General features: G+C 43.3%; 19 protein-coding genes. 14 read left to right on the forward strand and 5 right to left on the reverse strand.

Annotated features, from left to right (window positions below; all coding sequences use genetic code 11):
- Positions 1-2 precede the first annotated feature (2 nt).
- From NHH16_RS07985 to NHH16_RS08005, 5 genes are all read left to right on the forward strand, one after another.
- The gene (locus tag NHH16_RS07985; RefSeq protein WP_262069066.1) at positions 3-1,856 is read left to right on the forward strand and encodes an ABC transporter ATP-binding protein; all 1,854 of its coding nucleotides are present in this window, start codon (positions 3-5) and stop codon (positions 1,854-1,856) included.
- Between the two features lie 12 nt (positions 1,857-1,868).
- Positions 1,869-2,456, forward strand: coding sequence for an HD domain-containing protein (locus NHH16_RS07990; RefSeq protein WP_262069067.1), 588 nt, complete (start codon positions 1,869-1,871; stop codon positions 2,454-2,456).
- Positions 2,457-2,476: 20 nt separating this feature from the next.
- Complete coding sequence (mutM, locus tag NHH16_RS07995) at positions 2,477-3,280, forward strand: DNA-formamidopyrimidine glycosylase (protein ID WP_262069068.1); 804 nt, start codon at positions 2,477-2,479, stop codon at positions 3,278-3,280.
- A gap of 134 nt (positions 3,281-3,414) precedes the next feature.
- Positions 3,415-3,660: a type IV toxin-antitoxin system AbiEi family antitoxin domain-containing protein gene (locus tag NHH16_RS08000; protein WP_262069069.1), complete on the forward strand. Its 246-nt coding sequence runs from the start codon at positions 3,415-3,417 to the stop codon at positions 3,658-3,660.
- The gene (locus NHH16_RS08005) at positions 3,576-4,004 is read left to right on the forward strand and encodes a type IV toxin-antitoxin system AbiEi family antitoxin domain-containing protein (RefSeq protein WP_262069070.1); all 429 of its coding nucleotides are present in this window, start codon (positions 3,576-3,578) and stop codon (positions 4,002-4,004) included. Before NHH16_RS08000 ends, NHH16_RS08005 begins: the two co-directional genes overlap by 85 nt.
- A gap of 65 nt (positions 4,005-4,069) precedes the next feature.
- Here the strand turns inward: NHH16_RS08005 and amrS are convergent, their stop codons facing one another.
- Positions 4,070-4,897, reverse strand: coding sequence for an AmmeMemoRadiSam system radical SAM enzyme (amrS, locus tag NHH16_RS08010; protein ID WP_262069071.1), 828 nt, complete (start codon positions 4,895-4,897; stop codon positions 4,070-4,072).
- Between the two features lie 28 nt (positions 4,898-4,925).
- Positions 4,926-6,311 carry an AmmeMemoRadiSam system protein A gene (amrA, locus tag NHH16_RS08015; RefSeq protein ID WP_262069072.1) on the reverse strand — a complete coding sequence of 462 codons (1,386 nt, stop codon included), beginning with the start codon at positions 6,309-6,311 and terminating at the stop codon, positions 4,926-4,928.
- Between the two features lie 93 nt (positions 6,312-6,404).
- Between amrA and NHH16_RS08020 the strand changes: the two genes are divergently transcribed.
- The 7 genes from NHH16_RS08020 (at position 6,405) to NHH16_RS08050 (ending at position 11,535) form a co-directional block, all read left to right on the forward strand.
- The gene (locus NHH16_RS08020; RefSeq protein WP_262069073.1) at positions 6,405-6,881 is read left to right on the forward strand and encodes a DUF1648 domain-containing protein; all 477 of its coding nucleotides are present in this window, start codon (positions 6,405-6,407) and stop codon (positions 6,879-6,881) included.
- Positions 6,878-7,312 (forward strand): YaiI/YqxD family protein, encoded by a 435-nt coding sequence (locus NHH16_RS08025; protein WP_262069074.1) that lies wholly within the window; start codon positions 6,878-6,880, stop codon positions 7,310-7,312. Before NHH16_RS08020 ends, NHH16_RS08025 begins: the two co-directional genes overlap by 4 nt.
- A gap of 107 nt (positions 7,313-7,419) precedes the next feature.
- On the forward strand, positions 7,420-7,710 hold the full coding sequence (citD, locus tag NHH16_RS08030; protein WP_262069075.1) for a citrate lyase acyl carrier protein: 291 nt from the start codon (positions 7,420-7,422) through the stop codon (positions 7,708-7,710).
- Positions 7,707-8,594 carry an aldolase/citrate lyase family protein gene (locus NHH16_RS08035; protein WP_262069076.1) on the forward strand — a complete coding sequence of 296 codons (888 nt, stop codon included), beginning with the start codon at positions 7,707-7,709 and terminating at the stop codon, positions 8,592-8,594. The genes citD and NHH16_RS08035 overlap by 4 nt, the downstream gene beginning before the upstream one ends.
- Positions 8,595-8,606: 12 nt before the next feature.
- Positions 8,607-10,157 (forward strand): citrate lyase subunit alpha, encoded by a 1,551-nt coding sequence (citF, locus tag NHH16_RS08040; RefSeq protein ID WP_262069077.1) that lies wholly within the window; start codon positions 8,607-8,609, stop codon positions 10,155-10,157.
- Between the two features lie 17 nt (positions 10,158-10,174).
- Complete coding sequence (gene citX / locus NHH16_RS08045; protein ID WP_262069078.1) at positions 10,175-10,702, forward strand: citrate lyase holo-[acyl-carrier protein] synthase; 528 nt, start codon at positions 10,175-10,177, stop codon at positions 10,700-10,702.
- Between the two features lie 14 nt (positions 10,703-10,716).
- The gene (locus NHH16_RS08050; protein WP_262069079.1) at positions 10,717-11,535 is read left to right on the forward strand and encodes a triphosphoribosyl-dephospho-CoA synthase; all 819 of its coding nucleotides are present in this window, start codon (positions 10,717-10,719) and stop codon (positions 11,533-11,535) included.
- Positions 11,536-11,548: 13 nt separating this feature from the next.
- Here NHH16_RS08050 and NHH16_RS08055 read toward each other — a convergent pair whose 3' ends face one another.
- On the reverse strand, positions 11,549-12,235 hold the full coding sequence (locus NHH16_RS08055; RefSeq protein WP_262069080.1) for a response regulator transcription factor: 687 nt from the start codon (positions 12,233-12,235) through the stop codon (positions 11,549-11,551).
- Between the two features lie 85 nt (positions 12,236-12,320).
- Between NHH16_RS08055 and NHH16_RS08060 the strand changes: the two genes are divergently transcribed.
- Positions 12,321-14,480 carry an ATP-binding protein gene (locus NHH16_RS08060; RefSeq protein WP_262069081.1) on the forward strand — a complete coding sequence of 720 codons (2,160 nt, stop codon included), beginning with the start codon at positions 12,321-12,323 and terminating at the stop codon, positions 14,478-14,480.
- 72 nt (positions 14,481-14,552) lie between these two features.
- Positions 14,553-15,890: a CitMHS family transporter gene (locus NHH16_RS08065; protein WP_262069082.1), complete on the forward strand. Its 1,338-nt coding sequence runs from the start codon at positions 14,553-14,555 to the stop codon at positions 15,888-15,890.
- Positions 15,891-15,989: 99 nt separating this feature from the next.
- On the opposite strand, the gene NHH16_RS08070 is transcribed toward NHH16_RS08065, so the two are convergent.
- Both NHH16_RS08070 and NHH16_RS08075 read right to left on the reverse strand, forming a co-directional pair.
- Complete coding sequence (locus NHH16_RS08070; RefSeq protein ID WP_262069083.1) at positions 15,990-16,532, reverse strand: beta-class carbonic anhydrase; 543 nt, start codon at positions 16,530-16,532, stop codon at positions 15,990-15,992.
- A gap of 67 nt (positions 16,533-16,599) precedes the next feature.
- Complete coding sequence (locus tag NHH16_RS08075) at positions 16,600-17,901, reverse strand: ATP-binding protein (RefSeq protein WP_262069084.1); 1,302 nt, start codon at positions 17,899-17,901, stop codon at positions 16,600-16,602.
- Positions 17,902-18,053: the final 152 nt, after the last annotated feature.

Below are 18,053 nucleotides of genomic sequence, written 5' to 3' on the forward strand. Positions count from 1 at the left end.
AAATGGCAGAACCAAAGAAACAAAATAGAGGCCCAGGATTTGGTCGGGGACCAGGTGGCCCTCCGGGGGGCGTGCCAGGAGAAAAAGCGAAGAACTTTGGACCCACGATGAAAAAACTCTTTGGCTATTTGGAAACGTATAAGATAAGTGTGATATTTGTGGTTATCTTTGCCGTAGGCGGTACCATCTTTAATATTGTGGGACCGAAAATTCTCGGTAAAGCCACCACCGAAATATTTACCGGCTTAGTCTCTAAAGTACAGGGCGGCGACGGCATTGATTTCGGTAAGATTGGTCAGATTCTCCTTTTCCTTTTAGGACTGTATGTATTGTCCTCGGTCTTAACCTTTATTCAAGGCTTTATTATGACAGGGATGACCCAGAAGATTACGTATCGAATGCGTAAGCAAATCTCGGAAAAGATTAATCGTCTACCGATGGATTATTTTGATAAGCAGACCCACGGGGAGATTCTTTCCAGAATTACCAACGATGTGGATACCCTTAGCCAGAGTCTTAACCAAAGTGCAACCCAGATTATTACTTCGGTAACGACGATCATCGGTGTTTTGGTGATGATGCTAAGCATCAGCCCAGTGATGACCTTAGTGGCACTTTTGATTCTACCGGTATCTATGGGACTGATTTCGGTAATTGTAAATAAATCCCAAGGCTTCTTTATGGACCAACAAAAGTATCTTGGAGATGCCAATGGTCAAGTGGAAGAGGTCTACAGTGGACACAATATTGTCAAGGTATTTAATAAAGAAAAGGACGTTATCGCGACCTTTGATGAGACCAATGAAAAGCTTTATCAGTCAGCCTGGAAATCTCAGTTCCTTTCAGGTATGATGATGCCGATTATGCAGTTTATCTCTAACTTAGGTTATGTGGTGGTGGTTATTCTCGGCGGTTATCTTGCTCTTAAGAGTAAGATTGAAGTGGGTGATATCCAGTCTTTTATCCAATACGTACGTAGCTTTACCCAACCGATTCAGCAGGTGGCTCAAGTGGCTAATATGCTACAGTCAATGGCAGCCGCCTCGGAGCGGGTATTTGAGTTCTTAGAAGAGCCCGAAGAAGTAGAGAGTACGAAGAAACCGCTATCAATCGCCGGGGTGGAAGGTAATATCGAATTTGATCACGTGCGCTTTGGCTATGACCCAGAAAAGATTATTATTAATGACTTTTCAGCGAAGGTTAAGCAGGGTCAGACGGTAGCGATTGTCGGACCAACTGGTGCCGGTAAGACCACGATGATTAAGCTATTGATGCGCTTTTACGATGTTAATAGCGGCTCTATTAAGCTAGACGGCCACGATATTAGAGAGTATGCTAGAGATGACCTGCGTAGTCAGTTCGGCATGGTTCTTCAAGATACTTGGCTATTTAAAGGAACAATTGAAGAGAATATCAAATACGGAAGATTTGATGCCACCCATGAAGAGGTGGTGGCCGCTGCTAAAGCTGCCCATGCTCACCGATTTATTCAGACGCTACCAGGTGGCTATGATATGGAGTTAAACGAAGAGGCAAGTAACGTCAGTCAAGGGCAGAAGCAGCTGCTTACGATTGCCCGGGCGATTTTGCAGAACCCGAAGATTCTCATCTTTGATGAAGCGACCAGTAATGTGGATACGCGGACAGAGGTGCGGATTAAAAAGGCGATGAACAACTTGATGGAGGGGCGTACCAGTTTTGTTATTGCTCATAGGCTCTCAACGATTCGTGATGCCGATATGATTCTCGTTATGAAAGACGGCGATGTCATCGAGCAAGGTTCACACGACGAATTGATTCAGCAGGGTGGCTTTTATGAGCAACTGTATAACTCGCAATTTGATCAAAGTGCATAGGAGGAAGTTCAGGTGGATAAGTTAAAACAGCAGATGGATTTTTTACTAGAGATTGACAAGGAGAAGAAGATTGGACGCCAGACTTATATAGCAGATGGCAGCAGGAAGGAAAACGATGCGGAACACGCTTGGCACATGGCGATGTTTGCGCTAATTTTGCAGGAGTATGCAGGAGAAGCCGTAGATATTGGTCGGGTTTTGTCGATGATTTTGATTCATGATGTAGTAGAGATTGATGCCGGCGATACTTATGCCTACGACGAAGACGCGAAAAAGACCCAAAAAGAGCGGGAAGAGAAGGCGGCAGAGCGAATCTTCGGGATGCTGCCAGAACTGCAACGAGACCATTTTCTCAGCCTTTGGCATGAATTTGAAGAAGGGACCTCGGCAGATGCGAAGTACGCGGTAGCTCTTGACCGCTTACAACCGATGATGCTAAATGCGGCAGCCGGTGGTAAAAGCTGGAAGGAACACGGGGTAACCCTAAGTCAGATTCTCGTTCGCAACCATGAAACGGCGAAGAATACCGAGGCTTTATGGGAATATTCATTCAATGAATTTGTAAAGCCTCATGTGGAAAAAGGCAATATTAAGGGCTAATAGAGAAGGAAGGTGAGCGGATGCCAGAACTACCAGAGGTAGAGACAGTAAGACGGATGCTAATAGATACCGTGGTTCCCAAAGAGATTGTCAAGGTAGAAGTATATTACGAGAAGATTGTCGATGGTGACGCCGCCGACTTCGCAAAGAGATTAACCGGTCAAAGCTTTGAAAGTATCGACCGCAAAGGCAAGTTTTTGATATTTATCCTAAGCCAGGACGCGTTTATCTCCCATCTGCGAATGGAAGGCAAGTATGAGCTAGTAGATGCTGCCTTTCCCCGGGATAAGCATGAGCACCTAAGCTTCTTCTTAGAGGACGGCACCAGACTTCGCTATCTCGATGTGAGAAAATTCGGACGGGTTAAGCTAGTAGATAAACAGGATTATCTAAAAGAACCCTCCCTCATGAAACTAGGACCGGAGCCTTGGGACATCACTAGCGATTATTTCTACCAGCGGATTCATAGGAGTGAGAAACCTATTAAATCACTGCTTTTAGATCAAAGTGTGATAGCCGGTCTTGGCAATATCTACGCCAATGAAGTCTGCTTCCGCGTAGGCTTAAGTCCCAAGACACCAGGAAAGAAGCTTAGCAAAAAGAAAGCAGAGGAAATCTTAGAAGCCTCGAAGACTATTCTCACCGAGGCCATTCGCTACAAAGGTACGACGATCCATACTTTTTCCAGCAACGGCGAAAGTGGAGGTTACCAAGACCATCTCTTAGTCCATGGTCAGAAAAACTGCCCTACTTGTGGCCGGGAGCTTACGAAAGAAGCGGTTGGTGGTAGAGGAACATATTACTGTAAAAATTGTCAGAAGTAATAGTGAAGCATTCACCCTAAAGCCAAGTTTTAAATAGCTTACGGCTAGTCTGGGGTGGATGCTTTTTATTCTTTGATTTACTTTTATGTTTAAAAATGACATATTATAAACATGAAAGTAAACAAGGTGATATTATGAAAAAAGAAGTTTTGAAAAAAATTGCAGATGATAATAATGGGTATTTATTTACAGCAGATGTTCTTTGTCACGACATTTCAAAAACCTACATGGCAAATTTTGTTAAGGAAAATGGGTATGAAAGAGTAGGTCATGGAATTTATGCGGCTCCGGATGTTTGCCAGATGAACTCTATTTATTACAAAAAGCAAATCCCAAGATTGTTTTTTCAGGCGAAACAGCTCTCTATATTCATGGATTGACAGATAGAGAATACCAAAGAATAGAAGTTACTGTTCCTAAGGGGTATAATGCCGTTCATTTGCGTAAGAAGCACATTAAAGTAAGAACGATGAAAGATGAGCTATATGAAATGGGGACAACAATGGTTGAATCAGGATATGGAAACATGATTATTGTTTATGATCAAGAACGAACCATCTGCGACACAATCATTAACCGAAAGAAAATGGATGTCCAAATCTTTCAAGCTGCAATTAAAGAATACATGGCGGTTTCAGATAGGAAGTTACAAGCGCTCGTCCGTTATGCTGAGAAACTGGGGGTTAGAGATGAGGTAATGAAATATGTGGAGGTGTTGACATGATTCATACATCAAGAGGTTTGTTCATATGTATTGGATAAATTGGTAGAAGAAGTATAATGAAACCACTAACAATTTCCCATATAGACATACTTTAGATACCGTCTGGCGATTCCCGCTAGGCGGTATATTTTTGCGATTTCGGTGGCTTCATTATCTAGCATTTGATAGCGGGGAAAGAATCGTGATAGATGCAAGGGGATATCTGCATCAAGGGAAGCAAGCCATTTTGCTAGAGCCCCAATTTCCTCCTCACTATCGTTCATTCCGGGAATGACGAGTGTGGTGACTTCAATGTGGGCGCTTTGGTGGGCTTCGGTGATAAAGCGCTTTACTGTCTCGAGATCCCCTTTGACTTTCTTATAAAAGTCATCCGTGAAGCCTTTTAGGTCGATGTTCATTGCGTCAATATAGGGGCTTATTTCGCTGAGTACCTGGGGACTCGCGGTGCCATTTGTCACGAGGACGTTTACCATACCGGCTTCTTTTACTAGCTTGGCAGTGTCTCTTACGAACTCGTAGCCGATTAGCGGTTCATTATAGGTATAGGCGACGCCGATATTGCCGCTTTCGCGCTTCATAAGGGCTAGGTTACAGAGTTCTTCGGGTGTTATCTCCTGAGTTTCTATATCTGCCTTCGAGGCCATGGAGATTTCAAAATTTTGGCAAAAAGGGCAACGCAAATTACAACCGTAACTTCCAACAGAGAGAATCAAAGAACCTGGATGAAAGTTACGTAAGGGTTTCTTTTCGATAGGATCAAGAGCAAGGGCGGTGATTTTACTGTAGTTAAGAGGGATGATTTTGCCGTCGATATTTTGCCGCCCATTGCAAAAGCCCGTTTGCCCTGGGAGTAATTCACACATATGAAAGCAGACATTACATGTAGTTCGCATAGCGATTCCTCCTTGTAGGGAAATAGAACTACTCGTGGCGCACGACTTCAAAGCGCTCCAACGAATATTCTTCGTCCTCGGTGATACTAGCTTTGTTCTTGGCGATTTTTATTTGGGCAGCGATTGTATCAATGCCTTCTAGATTCGGTAGAAGTAGCCCGCGTTTATAACCTGAGGTGACGACTACGCCGTACTTCTTCACGTCTAAGTCAGCTTCGGAGGTGATTGCTTCCATCGGACCGAGGACATCAACGCTGATAATAAGCTTATCTAGTTCGTCTTCGGAGACCCCGTCAAAGCGAGGATCTCTAGTGGAAGCACTAAGGGCATTTTCGATAATCTCTTCACCTAAATTTTCTTTCGTTGCCTGGAGGGTACCGATACAACCTCGTAGCCGACCGTCCTTTTTGAGAGATACAAAGGTCCCGGCGGTGGTTTCATAGAACTCGCTTGGCAAATCTTCAGGCAGCGTAAGCTGCTGTCCTGTTGTTACGTAAAGTTCAATCGCTTGTCTGGCAAGTTTGACATAAATATCTTCTCTGGTTCGATGTTCGTCTAACCAGAGTTTTTCTTTTGCCAGATACTGCTCTTTAAAGTTACGGGAAAGGTCTTTTTCTAAAGGCTTGTAGGTGCATATTCCGTACCCGACGCCGAAAGGACCTTGATATGCTAAAGCATCACTGCTAACGGCTGTACGGTCTAGAGTGCCCGCCATTATAGTAAAAGCACGATGCCCGCACTCCCCGGCTTCATCAAGAAAAGTCTCGGAAAAATCAAAGAGTTTTTCAAAATCGGCACTGCCCATGACTTCCATTATTTGCTGGTCGTACTTGGGGCCGGCAGGGTTATAGCCATAGGGACCGGAATCCTTTAGCCGATGAGATAAATCGCCGCTAGCGATAATAACCACATCCTTTTCTAGGACTTGAACGGTTTCTTTAATGATTTGTCCTAGTGTATAGTGCTCGGTAAGAGAAAGACCGGATAGTCCGATTCGCACAACCTGATAATCACGATAGTATTTATTAATAAAATAAAGGGGAATCATGGTACCGTGATCAAGTCTTTTAGTTTGTTCGCCTTCGGTGCCGGCTGGAAAGTCTCTGGCGATTGCCAGCTTCTCGAGATTAGCGATAAATTCTCGGTCGTAATCTGCGGAAATCGTGATACCTTCAGCTCCGTAATCCCAGAAATCGCCTTTGGCTCTTTTCCCTGGAGAGATGTGAAAATAGTCGCGGTACATTATTTGATGAGGGCTAATGACGATAATAGTTTCTGGCTTTTGCTCACTAATTCTTTCGGCAACGTGATGAAAGGCTGTAGTTATCTCGGCGACTCCTCGTTCTTTGCCTTCACCTACTTCGGGAATGATAAGGGGCGGATGGGGGACCATATATGTGCCTAAAATACTCATTGTGATACCTCCTTTTGCATATATTGTACCAAAGGGAAGCAGAAAATGGTACACTAGTGGTGAGAAATATTCATGGAGAGGAGTGTATTTGAGATGACAAAAGGATGGCGCATCTATCAAAAAATCCTAAATATCTTAAGCCTAATATTAGTTGCCGGTTCCACTCTTTTTCTGGTGGCCTACTGGTCTCATATTCCAGATGTTGTCCCAGCCCATTACGGGGCTTCCGGTGAAGTGGATCGCTATGGAAGTAAGGGCGAGCTAATCTTTGTGCAGGTGTTTTTAATTGCCATATACCTCATTATATCTTTAGTGGAGCGACAACCGCGGACGTGGAATACAGGGGTTACGATGACGGAGCGCAACAAAGACGTTGTTCACCAAGAGGTGGGTAATATCCTGATTACCATAAAATTTACAATGATGGTAATGTTCGTATATGTCCAGGGGATTAGTATTTTTGGTCGCAACCTTGGGGTGTGGTTTATGAGTGCCACCTTAATTGCCACTTTTGGTAGTTTGATATTCTTCTCGATTCGCGTATATTTTAAAAGCAGGAGATTGCAATGACGATTCTAATCGATGCTGATGGTTGCCCAGTAGTGAAGATCGCTGTCCAGTTGGCAACGAAATATAAAAAGGAATGTATCATACTCTGTGATACATCTCATACCTTTTCCGTAGAGGGCGCAAGGACCATAACGGTTTCCAAAGGAAGCGATAGCGTGGATTTTGCTCTTGTTAATATGGTACAGCCAGGGGATATTGTTGTAACCCAGGACTATGGATTGGCCGCCATGTGCCTGGCAAGAAAAGGCATTCCGATTAGTCAAAACGGCATGGTATATACCGATTACAACATCGACTCCCTGCTTTTGGCGCGGCATACGGCGAAGAAAGTGCGGATGAGTGGTGGGCGCCTGAAAGGTCCTGCCAAAAGAAGCGCCGAACAGGACAAAGCCTTTGAGAAAAAAATAGAAGAATTATTAGTACAAAATTAAGAAAGGGAGCGCTGCTTCCTTTCTTAATTTTTTTTAAGATTAGGTGCCTTTACCTGTAAGGTAACGAGTTTAGAATGAAAGCACAGATAAAGGAGGAGGTGCTTTCCATGAAGATAGTAAAACCAGCTGTAGCAGGAACTTTAGAATCCAGCGATTGTCAAGTGACCGTAGAAAGCGGCCAAGGAGAGGTTGAATTAGAACTAACTAGCAGTGTAATCAGTCAATACGGGGAACAGATTGAGAACGTAATTAGGGAAACTCTAGATAAGTTAGCAGTAGAAAGTGTGAAAATCACTGTCGTTGATAAAGGGGCTTTAGACTGTACCATTAGAGCCAGGGTAGAATGTGCCGTTTATCGTGCTAACGGACAGACGGGTCCATGGAGGGAAATCGCATGAACGAAAATAAAAAACGTTTAAGACGAACCATGATGTTCTTAAATGCTCAGAAACCAGGACTTATTAAGGATGCGTATATCTATAAACCAGATTCGATTATTTTCGACTTAGAGGATGCGGTGGCTGAGAATCAAAAAGATGCAGCCAGATACTCACTTTTTCACGCGTTAACCACCATTGATTATCGGGGCTGCGAAAAGGTGGTGCGTATCAACGGTCTCGACACACCATACTGGCGGGAAGACGTGCGGTGTGCCGTTGCCAGTGGCTGCGATGCCATTCGGGTACCAAAGACCGAGAGTCCCCAGCAGATTAAACTAGTGGAAGAAGAAATTGTGAAAGCGGAAAAAGTCTATCACATTCCGGCGGGTAAAGTTCTGATTATGGCCGCTGTTGAATCTGCTAGAGGGGTAATGAAAGCCTTAGACGTGTGTGAAGCCTCGGAGAGAATGTTTGGAGTAGCTCTTTCAGGAGGGGATTACACTAGGGATTTGCAGACGCACATTACCGGAACTGGTGTGGAGTTAATGGGCGCTCGGCAGCAACTTATTATTGCCGCTCGGGCAGCGAAAGTGCAGTGCTTTGATACGGTTTTCACCGATCTTGATAATATGGATGGCTTTCGCCAAGAGGTAGAGACCATAAGACTGATGGGCTTTGACGGTAAATCGATTGTCAATCCGCGACAAATCGGAATCGTCCATGATATTTTCACACCGACAAAGAAGGATATTATTTTTTCGGAAAAAGTGGTCAGGGAAATCGACGAGAAGAAGAAACAAGGCATTGGCGTATTTACTGTAGATGGAAAGATGATTGATATTGCCTTTTATGACGGTGCAAAGCGGGTTCTAGATATGGCTAAGGCCTCAGGAATTTACTAGGAGGAATGAAAAATGCTGAATAATGTGGGACGAGATATACCGGAAGAAGTAATCGAGACGACAAAAAAAGAAGTATTCAAGGGGGTACGTTATTATGATGGGCACGTTTATGAAAAAAAAGGACCGGAAACGAAGTGCGTTATTCGCTCCGGTGGAGATAAGTTGGTTGCTGGTATTCGTGACGTTTTGCTTAAATGTGGGATCAAAGATGGTATGACCTTAAGCTTTCATCACCATTTCCGGGATGGAGATTATATCGTCAATATGGTAATGAAAGAGGTGCATGAGTTAGGTATTAAGGACATTACCATCTGTGCCAGTTCCTTAGGGAAAGCTCACGATCCCCTTTGTGATTATATTGAAGATGGTACCATTACCCAGATACAGTCATCTGGTGTAAGAGGCCGAGTAGGCCAGGCTATTTCCGAAGGGAAATTAAAAGGATACGCCATTATGCGCTCACACGGCGGTCGCGTACGAGCGATTGAGTCCGGCGAAGTTAAGATTGATATCGCCTTTATCGGGGCGCCGACTTGTGATGATTATGGGAATTGTCGGGGAATCGGTGGGGTTTCAAACTGTGGCGTCTTATCTTATTCTATGGTGGATGGCGATTATGCCGATAAAGTGGTGGCGATTACCGATTGCCTAGTGCCCTTTCCTAATTTTCCAGCCCATATCTCCATGACCAAGGTGGACTATGTGGTAGAAGTGGAGGCCATTGGTAATCCAGAAAAAATTGCCACAGGTGCGGCGAAACCGACAACGGATATGCGTAAGCTGATGATGGCCGATTACTGTACTCAGTTTGTTATCAATACCCCTTACTTTAAAGATGGCTTTTCCTATCAGACGGGAGTTGGTGGCGCTTCGATTGCTTCTACGATCTCTCTAGCGAAAGTTATGAAGGAACGAAATATCCGGATGGGCTTTGGCGTTGGTGGGTTGACGAAACCAATGTGTGATTTGCTACTTAATAACCAGGTGGATTGTCTCCTTGATACCCAGGATTTTGACTTAGATGCCGTAAAGTCGGTGCAAAACATGAAGCATTTTCGGATTTCTGCCTCAGAGTATGCCAATCCCTTTAATAAAGGAGCCATTGTTAATAAATTAGATTTTGTCATTCTTGCTACCCTAGAGGTAGATGTGAACTTTAATTGCAACGTAGTAGTAGGTTCTGACGGGGTTATTACTGGCGCCCAGGGCGGACACCCAGATACGGCGGCTGGAGCAAAGTGTACCGTTGTGCTGACGCCGCTCTTACAGGGAAGAACGCCGGCGGTATGTAATGAGGTAACAACGGTTACGACTCCTGGAGAATCGATTGATGTGGTTATTACCGATTATGGGATTGCCATTAATCCAGCTAGACAGGATCTGATTGACTGCATGAAAGAGGTTAAGTTACCTTTTAAGACGATTGAAGAGTTACGTGATATTGCCTTTTCCATTGCGGGTGAACCGAAGAAGGTTGCTTTTGAGGACCGGGTGGTAGGGATTATCGAAAGTCGGGACGGTACCATTATGGATGTAGTTCGTCAGGTAAAAAAGCGAGCGTAAAAACGAGGTGGTTCAAGATGATTAAGGAAGAAAGAGTGGTAAATCTGCAGGAAGTGTTAGACTTTCGTGAGGAGAAAGACCAGTTGCAAAAGGCCTTAATGGAGAAATACGAGCAGGCGGTAGTGGTAAGCTTTGGGATGAATATTCCGGGGAAAGTTAAGGTGACGAAAGAGAGTTATTGGGCGTTTATTTATGGGTGTAAAACGATAGAATCTCTTTTTCACGACCTCGGTCTTGTGGTTTATCGAAAGAAAGCTCAGTGTTGCGGGGCTGGTAATAGTGCTATCTACGCTTTAGGTGGCAGTAGCATCAGAGAAATGAAGGAAAAGATGGTGGAGATTGAGGAAAATCATCCGCTGGGTCGTCTTTTTGATATTGACGTAATGGAAAAAGGCAGCAGTATCTCCCGGGTAGAAATTGGAAGAGAGCCGCGTAAATGTCTACTTTGTGGACAAGATGCGAAGCTTTGTTGCCGGAGCGTGGCCCATTCACAAGAAGAAGTGGCAGGTAAAGCCGGAGAAATCATTCGTCAGTACTTAAACTAAAGGGGTGATAAAGCATGAAGGTGCAAGAGATAAGTTACGGTTATGAAAAGGAGTGCGAAGAGGTGGCCAATCTGGCTTACCAAGCGCTTTTAGAAGAGGTGTATACTACCGTTAAGCCAGGGCTAGTTGATTTGTATTCAAATGGTGCCCATCAAGATATGGATGTTCGGCTTTTCGAAGTGAGTGCCTCAACTCTTCGCCCTTATTTTTCAAAGATGGCTTTTGCCGGTGCTCATGTAATTGGGCCTTATGAGGATATTTTTAGAGAAATTAGGAAGTGGGGAAAGATCGCTGAGCAAGCAATGTACGGGCAGACGAAGGGAGTTAATACCCATAAAGGATTAATCTTTTCGTTAGGAATTTTTTGTGCTGCTTATGGTCTTTGCCTAAGACAACAAAGGTCCATTAGTCTTGAGAATTTAATTAAGGAAGAGCAGAAGCTAGTACGCTTAACCCTAGAAAAGGAAGTGGCCAAGTTAGCAGGAAATAAAAGAGGCGCTGGTGCAAGAGGAGAAGCGCTAAGTGGTTATCGGAGTGTTACAGAGGTGGCCATGCCCCAGATGGTGAGGGCTCTTGCGCTAGGGAAGGATTGGAACAGGGTAAAGCAAGAAACATTATTCTCCCTAATGGCAGTAGTAGAAGATGCGAATATCTTAGCAAGATGTAACCGAGAAACCCTGCTTGAAGTACGAGAACTAGCGCTTAGTCTCCAAGGAGCAGATATGAGTAAGTGTAAGGAAGTGGATAGGTATTTTATCCAGCGTAACATCAGTCCTGGAGGTAGTGCCGATCTTTTGGCCCTGACGATTTTTATTCATAGTATTGTGTGCTAGTTATTAATATTAATTATGGTATAAAACGATAGCCTACCCCTCTAACGGTAACGATATGGGTGGGCTTTTTGCTGTCTGCTTCAATCTTGCTACGGAGGCGGTTGATATAAACCATAATGGCGTTATCATCGACAGCGATGTCTGTGCCCCAGACTTGCTCGTAGATCATATCCTTTGTGAAGACTTGGCCGGGATGATGGAGGAACATGGACATAAGAGCGCTTTCTTTATAGGAAAGGATAATCTCTTCACCGCTTTTATAGAAACGCATGGTAGTGGTGTCGAAAGAGAATTCACCGCGCTCAATCATGGTCTTATGTTCGTCCATGAGTTGTTGATTGCGCCGTAAAATGGCCTTTACTTTCGCACCGACGACGACAGGGCGAAAGGGTTTGGTGATGTAGTCATCAGCACCGAGAGAAAGACCGTATAAAGAGTCAAAGTCTTCATTGCGGCCACTAATAACCATTACCGGAGTATTGATTCCTTGAGAGCGCATATGCTTAATAATTTCAAAGCCTTCCATATCGCCTAGAGAGATATCTAAAAGGACGATATCAAAGGTATGATCCTTTAAGAGCGCGAGCGCCTCATGCCCATTTTCTGCAAGGGTACAACTTAAATCGTTGCTTTGCATTACCTTTTCTAATAGTTTGCGAATTGCCGGGTCGTCATCAACGATTAATACTCTGTTTGCCATAATATTCTCCACATCGTAAGTTTCATAAGATATAATACAATTATAAAGGTAGCCAAGTGGCAAGTCAATAAAGGGTAGGTGAGTCATGGAAAAAGGGAAGAACAATCGTAAGTATATTAACGCGGGACTGATAGTTGGCGGTGTCGTAATCTTCTTTTCCTTTCTCTATATCGGGTTTAATATTTGGAATGACTATAAAGGGCAAATGATTCAGCAGCAAAAAGAACAAATGCTCTTGACTGCTAAGTCAATCGGTGAAGGGATGGAGGCGAATTTACCTTCTTATATCTATGATTTGGATTATTTGTGCGAGACGCAAAATGAGGATTTTTCCTCAGAAGCAGCGTGGGAAAACGTGGCCGTATACGTTAAGGTTCATGAGCTATTTGTTTATGATATCGTCTTGGAGGACAATAACCTGGCATTCGTGCGTAGCACGTTAGGCCAAGGCATTAAAGAGGTGCTTTCAGATTCACGGATAGACGAAAAGACAAATTTGCAACTAGTAGCTCTAGATAATGAAGAGAAGTATCTGGCGATTAAGCGTAAGCTAGCGGCTGGCGGCTATATCTCCATTCTTCTCGATGGCAAGAAATATTATCAGTCTATCATGGCGAATGTACCTATGGGGACAAATGGTTATGCGGTTATAAAGGATAGTGAGGGTGTCATTTTAATGTACCCGACGGATGATCAATTAGGGCTGAATGTTATTGAGGGGCGAATGGAGCTTTATCCCTCAGCTGATTATTCCAGTCTGGAAAAAATGATTGAAAAGCAGCGAGAAGGAAAGCAAGGGATTAGTGAATACTACTCCTATTGGTGGCAAAAGATGGATGGGCCAGAAGGCGCCGATGGCGCGCGGGTTAAGAAGATAAGCGCTTATGTACCGGCAGTGATTGGAGATACCTTCTTAATTGTGAGTACGGTCATTGATTATGACGACTTTTATGTGCCGATCGCTGAGGGGTATATGAAGCTAGTCATCCTCTTTGCGACAGCCACGGTTTTATTGATCTTAGTTCTTGTCTACATTGGCCGTCTGCTGATTCAGAGACAGAGAGATACGGAAAAAATTGAGTATTTAACGGGGCTAACCGATGTGCTAGAGAAAATGCGTAAAAGTGAAGAAAATATCGCTCATAGCCAGCGTTTGCAGATTATGGGGACGATGACAGGCGGTATTGCTCATGAGTTTAATAATCTGCTAACACCAATCCTTGGTTATGCGGATTTGCTCTTGCTGGAGATGGAAGGCCGAGTAGATGAACAAGAGCAAGTGAAAGAAATTCAAGATGCCGCTTTAAAAGCGAAGGAGATTATTCATCAATTGTCTTCAATGAGCCGGAAGAATATGGAGACGGTTTTCCGTAAATTATCCGTTCAAGAAGTGATGGAGCGCTCCCTTAAGATGGTGCAGTCTATCTGCTCAGATAACATTCAATTAGTGGCTGAGAAGGTTGCAGAAAACGCATATATCCTAGGGAATCGTACGCAGATAAGTCAAGTCTTGCTTAATATCGTGTTGAATGGAATTCAAGCAATTGGTCAGAATCCAGGAACCATTTGGATTCGTAGCTCCCTTGCCAAAAGGACAGACTTTGAGAGTGAGGTATGGACGGAATATTTAAAAATCGAAATACAAGATACCGGTAGCGGTATGAGCGAGGAGGTTATTAAGCAGATTTTTACCCCTTTTTTCACCACGAAGCAAGCGGGCGAAGGGACGGGTCTAGGTCTCGCCCTAGCAGATCAGATTATCAGGTCTCATAAAGGCAGGATTTTGGTATCTAGTGAAGAGGGTGTTGGTAGTACGTTTACCATCTTTTTGCCCTTGGTATCGGCAGCGTATATTCAGGAGGCGCAAGATGCTAGAAGTGGTAATGAAGAAAGCATCGTTATCGTCGATGATAATCCGAAAGTTTTGTCCATGCTAGAAAAAAATCTAACCAAGATTGGAATTACGGTTTTTACTACTCGCACTTACACCGAAGCCGAGAAGCTACTAAATGAAAAGACGGGTATTATTATCCTAGACCAGAGCATTGGTGGAGAAAATGGAATTACTTTCGCGATGTCGCTTAAAGGAAAATATCCAGAATTGATCAAACTAATAGCCGTAGATGTGGTAGACCGAGAGGTTCTAGAGGCGAAGAATCAGGGGCTTATTGACGATTATTTAGAGAAACCGTTATCAGATGTGGCGATTTTAGAAAAAGCTAGAAGCATTCTTAATAAGTATTAAGAGTAGCTGATTAGTTCTGTAAGGTTAACGCTTTATACTTCACTTATCAAATAAATTTGAGGAGGAAAGTATATGAGTGAAGTAATGTTGGCGGCCTTAGGGTTTGCCTCAATCCTAATGGTGATTGTCCTATTGCTTAGGAACGTGACGATTCCCTCTATTGCCTTTATTGGTGTGGGGTTGGTCACTTCGGTGGTCCTAATTGCGACAGGTACATTTAGCGTTGGAGAAATGGGAGAATTTGTGAAAGAAGGAGTAGCTGGTGTCCACGGAACGGCGGCTCTGTTCATCTTCTCGGTATTGTTTTTCGGGATTATGAACGATGTAGGGATGTTTGACAGGATTATCAATGCTTTGGTTAAAAAAGTAGGTAATAATGTAATCGGTGTTACGCTAATGACGTGTCTTATCGCAATGATTGGACATCTTGATGGCGGCGGTGCTTCTACCTTTTTGATTACGATTCCGGCTATGCTACCAATATACAAAAAGTTAAAGATGCGTCCGACAACCTTGTTGCTAATCTGCGTGACGGCTATGGGAGTTATGAATCTCTTACCTTGGGGAGGACCGACAATGCGGGCCGCCACCGTTTTGGGAATAGAAGCAAATGCTTTGTGGCTACAGCTTATCCCTATGCAAATAGCGGGAATAGTCATTGCCGTTGGTACAGCACTATTCTGGGGCTATGTGGAAAAAAAGCGTGGTGCCGGTATTAATAGCACCTTGGAAGTCGAAGACTATTCCGAATTAGAGGAGACAGAAGAGGTAGATAAAGAAGAATTAGCCAGACCAAAGCTTTTTGTTTTCAATGTAATCTTAACCCTTAGTGTAATCTTAGCCCTTGTGCTTTTGTCAGATTTACCAGCGTACTTTACCTTCATGATTGGATGTGCCCTAGCGCTTCTAGTGAATTACTCGGGTTCAAAAGCCCAGAATAAAAGAATAAAAGCTCATGCAAGTTCGGCTCTCATGATGGCTTCTACGATCTTAGCTGCAGGTGTATTCTTAGGGGTTTTGGAAAGTTCGGGAATTATGAACAACATGGCAACGGCTATCGCTAGCTTGATTCCAGCCTCAATGGGGCGTTTCTTACCAATTATTATTGGTGTGTTATCGGTACCTCTATCGATGATGTTCTGTACAGACGCTTATTTCTTCGGCTTGTTACCAGTACTGATTACGGTAGGAAATGCGTTTGGTGTCAATCCAGCACACACGGCGATTGCTATGGTAGTTTGTCGCAACTGTGCTACGTTTATTAGTCCTGTGGTACCGGCAACATACTTAGGTATTGGCCTGGCAGGAGTAGATATTAAAGCGCATATTAAAAGATGCTTTGGCTGGATGTGGAATGTTAGTGTTGCTTGCCTAGTAGTAGGTATCTTTACCGGTGTGATTCAGTTCTAGTTCTATATAAGACAATAAAAAGTTCCTTGGTTTCGCAGTGAATTGCAAAACCAAGGAACTTTTTCTAATTGATAAGGAACTTTAAATCTTCGAAGGGGGTTAAAGTACGTGGGAAAGAGCACCTGTTTCCGTCTCCATCACATACCCGTGGATGCTTACATCTTTTGGCATGAGCGGGTGATTCCTGAGGAGCCTTACACTTTTTTTAACTTCCTCTTCGATCGTGTTAAACCCAGTGAACCAATCGGCAAAAGCGGAGCATTTACTGGAAAAATCGTCAAGAACCTTTTGCGAGATACCTCGATCGATTAGCTCCTTTTGGATATTAGCTGGTGCAAGCTTGCTAACACCACAATCGGTGTGGCCGATAACGGCTAAGTATTTAATATCAAACTGCAGAATGGCGACCAACAGACTACGAATCGTCGTATCGTATTCATTCAAGACAAGACCACCGGCGTTACGGATAATTTTGGCATCCCCATCTTTAAGGCCTAGGGCGGCGGATAAGAGATTGGTCAAGCGGGTATCCATACAAGTTAGAATGGCGGTCTTTTTAGCCGGTTTCTTGGATGCTAACCGGGGGGCGTAAAGCTCGTTTTCGACAAAAAAACGGTTGTACATAATCATATTTTCTTGCAATTCATTTACCTCCTTTAACGTTAAACTATTCTAACAAAAGGAGATTAATGGAATACGAGGGATTAGCTTAATATTCATTAAGGATGTCTTTGGTCTTCCGCGCAAGATATAGAGGCAGATTGGTAATAGCCCCATCTTTTCGATACCCTCTTTTTGAGAAACGTAAAGCGTTCCCAGGATGGTGTTCCCCAATGTATCTTTTAAATGAAGGTGCGGATTTGTTTTCTCCACCTTTCACTTCGATGGGAATTATTTCTGTGCCATATTGGAGGATGAAATCAATCTCGCTGTTTTTATCGGAAAAATAACGTGGTGCAACTTCAAATTGTCCATGAAGCTGTTGAAGAAGATAGTTTTCTGTTAGCGGTCCTTTGAATTGATAATCGCTTTTTAAGAGAATAGCGCCATTATCAATACCGGCCATATGTTTGAGAAGGCCAGTATCAAAGAGAAATAGTTTGAACTGATCAAGTTTGTCAAAAGCGGCAAGAGGATGCTCTGTTTTAGAGACATTATAAACACGATACAACATTCCGGCGGAAACTAGCCATTCAATCGCTTCCTCAAAATCACGTGCTCTTCCGCCGGTGCGCACAGACCCATACATAAACTTCTCGTTGGGCTTAGCAAGCTGGGCAACGATACTACGGAAAACCATTAGGATTCGTCCACTGTTGACGTTTCCGTTGTGTTTGGAAAAATCGTTTTCGTAGACCTCGATTAGTTCCTTTTGTATTTGAGATATCATGACAGGATCTTTATGAGTAATCCATGAATTAACACATTCTGGCATTCCACCAATAATGAGGTAGTTATTATAAGCTTCTAATAATCGTTGGTGAAAAATATCCTCAATTTGTTGATTCTTTTGAATACTATCATAGTAAGAATAAAGAGACGGATTAGTAGCAGCGAGAAATTCATCAAAAGTAAGAGGGGAAATATCGAGGAGATTAACCATACCAACAGGATAAGACTTTGGTTTTGCAAGCAGGGTTCCTAGCAGGCTTCCGGCGGCAATTATATGATAGTCGTTTGCCTTTTCTTTAAAATATTTCAGAGCGTTGAGGGCCTCAGAACACTCTTGTATTTCATCGAAGATAATGAGTGTCTCGTTAGGAGTGATTTTTTCGCCGATTATCAAAGACAGCAACTCGATAATCCGCTGAGGATTTTTGTTAACTTCGAAAATGGATTTTAGTTCATCATCTTCATCGAAGTTGAAATAGACATAGTTGGCGTAATGATTTTCCCCAAACTCTTTCATTAGCCAAGTTTTTCCCACTTGTCGTGCACCTTTTAAGACTAAGGGTTTACGCTCAGAATTAGCTTTCCAGTTTATCAAATTTTGCATTGCATTTCGTTTCATGGTATCATCCCCTTTCTGTTAAAATTATTGTAACACGTTTTTCTAAGAAAAATAAGTAAAAAAAACACATTTTTCTGAGTTTTTAGCAAGAGAAAAGCACGTTTTTCTAAAAAATCCCCTTGGGCATGCACCCAAGGGGATAATTGTACGCT

The organism is Ohessyouella blattaphilus (assembly GCF_024721265.1).
GTDB classification, from domain to species: Bacteria; Bacillota; Clostridia; order Lachnospirales; family Lachnospiraceae; genus Aequitasia; species Aequitasia blattaphilus_A.